General features: G+C 57.1%; 1 protein-coding gene and 2 pseudogenes. 1 reads left to right on the top strand and 2 read right to left on the bottom strand.

Translation table 11 applies throughout. The annotated features are described in order from the left end of the window. Nucleotides 1-163 precede the first annotated feature (163 nt). A pseudogene (locus tag ACFFN1_RS05800) lies at nt 164-1,219 on the top strand (IS3 family transposase). Nucleotides 1,220-1,645: 426 nt separating this feature from the next. On the opposite strand, the gene ACFFN1_RS05795 reads toward ACFFN1_RS05800, so the two are convergent. Together ACFFN1_RS05795 and ACFFN1_RS05790 are read right to left on the bottom strand one after the other, a co-directional pair. Continuing rightward, the gene (locus tag ACFFN1_RS05795; protein ID WP_376839478.1) at nt 1,646-3,028 is read right to left on the bottom strand and encodes an MFS transporter; all 1,383 of its coding nucleotides are present in this window, start codon (nt 3,026-3,028) and stop codon (nt 1,646-1,648) included. 397 nt (nt 3,029-3,425) lie between these two features. After that, nucleotides 3,426-3,562 (bottom strand): annotated as a pseudogene (locus ACFFN1_RS05790) (IS110 family transposase); the annotation flags it as partial.

Here is a 3,562-nt window from a genome sequence, read left to right as displayed (position 1 = left end):
GGAGGAGACCCTGGCAAGCGAAGTGTGGAAGAGACCGGTGAGAGGCCGGGACACTACCTCCTGCCCACTCATCGCGTCCGCGCTCGAATCCGAGTGAACCCCCGGGACTGCTGAAGGTTTGGTTGACTGCACGACTGGATAGATTCCAGGAAGGTGAGAGGTCATGCCGAAGATCTACACAGATGAGTTCAAGCAGTCAGCGCTCGATCTCGTCAATGACGGAATGTCCCAGAAGCAGGTTTGTGCTGACCTCGGGATCTCGAAATCTGCCCTGCAGGCCTGGGTGCGCGATGCTCGCTTGCGTGAGCGCGGCCTCGAGCCCGCGCGCGATCCCGAGGAGTCACGAGCTCAGGCGGCAGCGCTCAAACGCATCCGCGAGCTTGAACGAGAGAATAAGATCCTGCGTGAGGCGGCAGCGTATCTCTTGCAGGCGAACGTGAAGCTCGGTGGCGCTCACCCACAATGATGTACCCGCAGGTACCGTGATCTTGCTGCCGCCGGGGTGCCGGTGGCAGTGACGTGCGCGGGTGCTCGGCTTTACCACGCAGGGGTTCTACAAATGGTGTGCGAATCCGGTCCCAGCCCGGGACTGGGAGGAGGCGCACCTGCTCAATGCCGCTTACGACATCCATGCAGATGACCCGCCAGTATCGGTTATCGGTTCATCGCTGATGAACTCACTGCTGCCGGCTACTGCGCTTCTGAACGTCGGGTGTGGCGCTTGTGCTCGCAACAGGGATTGTTTTCTCACACGATCAAACGAGCCCGCACACACGGCAAAAAGCCCGGCCCACCGGTCTGTGATGACCTCGTCGAACGTGACTTCACCGCCAGCCGGATAAACGAGCTATGGCTTACTGACATAACGGAACATCGCACCGATGAGGGCAAGCTGTACATGTGCGCGGTCAAGGACGTGTTCAGCAACAAGATCGTCGGCTATGCCATCGACTCGCAGATGAAGTCCCGGCTGGCTGTGGCGGCGATTGAGGACGCTGTGGCCCGTCGCGGCGGTNCGGCGATGGAATCGTTCTTCGCTGTGTTGCAAAAGAACGTCCTCAACCGGCGCCGGTGGGCCACCCGCGCACAGCTTCGCACAGCAATCGTCCACTGGGTCGAGCGGACCTATCACCAGAAGCGTCGGCAGCGCCGTCTGGGTAAACTGACCCCGGTTGAATACGAACTGGTTCACCACAAGGCCGTCGCCCTGACGGCATAAACCCCAGAGTCAACCAAACCTTCAGCAGTCCCCCCGGACATCAAGCAGATCGGTGGATCAAGGTTTAGAGCCGGACCTCCACTACGGTCGGTCAAGCATACCGGCCCGAGGTCCATAGGGAGACAAGTAGTTCCCTGGCGCGGTGTACGGCGGACCGCTTATGTCGCGCTTGCAAGATAGATTGCGTGGAAGCTCTGGACCCCAAACACAATCAGCGGTTACTGCTCGACATTAGTTTCTGTCAGAAATACGAGGGGGACTGTCCCTACACATATCTGACGGGCAGCATGCCATTCAGATAGAAGCGGGTAACGTCACCCCTGAGGTCGCCTCCGACTGGATCTGGTCTCGCACTCGGCCTGCCAAAACCGTGAAGTCGACGCACATAGAACGTACGCGTACCCCCTTCAGAACAATGGCCTGGAGTCAGTGTGCGAAGGTTGCAAGGTTCCTCAATCCGGAGGTCAACGATAGCGCGCATAGAAGCGCTAGCGCTGCCCCTAGCAAGAGGGCGAGATCGGTAACAAAGGTCTGATCTCCGCGAAGAGTCGCAGTTGCTTGGACAGCGCCCAGTATAGCTATTCCGAAGACTAGACCAAATTGCTGACTCGCTTCAAGAATTCCCGAACCAATTCCACTGGATTCGGAGGACAAGCAGGACAACCCCAAGTTGTTCGCAGTTGGAAGCGTCAATCCCATTGAAAGACCCAAGAGAATCAGAGATGGGACTAGATAGACGTAGGCGAACTCCTTGGGAATGAGGGAGAGGGTGAGGAGCCCGACCACCCCGCTGTACAAGCCGTATATTATAGGTCGGTGGTTTCCAAACTTGTCGTTTACCCGTCTTGTCAATAGCGACGCAATTCCCATTGTAACGGCCGTGGGCGTTAGTGCTAGCCCTGCGTTAACTGGACTGAAGTCACGAAGCATTTGAAATTGGACTGGGACGAGGAATAGTGCAGAGGAGAAGCTGAATCCGGCACAGCTCACGACTATGAGGCATTTGCGAAAGACTGGTTTTGCCAATAGTTCTCGAGGTAGAACCGGCGAGAGCGTCCGCATGTTGTGAACGACAAACGTGCTCGTGCTTAATACCGCGAGGATCAGAGGCAGTACGACTGCCGGGGAGGTCCACTCCTTTTCGGATCCACGGGTTACTGCAAATGCGAAGAGGAAGGAAGAGGCCGCTGCCAACAGGAGTCCTAATGGACTAACGTTTCGTTGCGTTCGACGAGTTTGAACCTTCGGGAGGAGAAGAAGTACCAGGGAGATTGCTATGACTCCAATTGGGATGTTGAGGGCGAACACGCTCCGCCAGCTGAGCCAGGTGACGAGAGCGCCGCCGGTCATAGGTCCTACCGTCACCGCTATTGCATTGATTGCGCTCCAAGCTCCGACCACTTTTGCCCGTTCTCGAATGTCTGAAAACATTGAAAAGATCAACGCCAGGCTGCACGGTACCAAAATGGCTGCGCCGAACCCCTGTGTGAGTCGCCCGAATAATAGTAGTGCGAGATTACTCGCAACGGCGCACAGTAGAGCTCCGACCGTGAAAATTGCCAAGCTCATAAAAAGTGCACTTCTATGGCTGATCCGATCAACGATTATTCCACCCATGAGCAGAGCGCTGGCGAAGGCAAGCGTGTAGGAATTTGCGATCCACTGCATGCCTGAGTATGTCGTTGAGAGTTCGGTTCGAATGGTCGGGAGAGCGACATTAACGACGGACAGATCTAGCATCGCAAAAAACACGGCTAGAAGGACTATTCCAACGACGGCTGTTCTAGTTCGGTCTCGGCGGGTGGGCACTGCTAATCCTTCATTGACCTTGGTTGATTGGGGCTGGTAGATGCTTGTGATCGTTTAGGCGGACGGTTCACCGTGCGGTTGCTCAACCGTTGAGGGCGGTCCGCGTGGACCTGCTGTTTGGGATCGGGCGTCGCCAGGTGACAGAGCAAGCCAGTGTCCGCATCAATCGCTGGCCCATCCGCGAGGCGCCATCCGCTTATAGTATCAGGTATGCGAGTAATCGCAACGGTGCGAGCGATGTGTCATAACAGGCCTGTGATGCCCCCGTGGTGCAGGGCACCCGCAGCAGTATGTGGTTGTGCCTGGGCGAGCGCATGGAAGACTGCAGGTAGTACCTCGGTAGCGGTAGGGGGGTGTCCCTATGGTGGTTGTCAAGCAGCTGCAGAGATTCGGGCTCGTATAGCGTGCCTGTTTTCAGCATCGCGTACGTGACGTTCAGTCGGCGACGCGCCAAGCACATGACCGCCGCGTTGTGGCGCTTGCCCTCGGCTCTCTTCCGCTCGTAATACGCCTTCGACAGCGGGTCGTGGCATG

This window comes from Brevibacterium otitidis (assembly GCF_042429315.1).
Classification (GTDB): Bacteria; Actinomycetota; Actinomycetes; order Actinomycetales; family Brevibacteriaceae; genus Brevibacterium; species Brevibacterium otitidis.
Note: the sequence above shows the minus strand (reverse complement) of the source record. Positions and strands in the feature narration are given on the sequence as shown.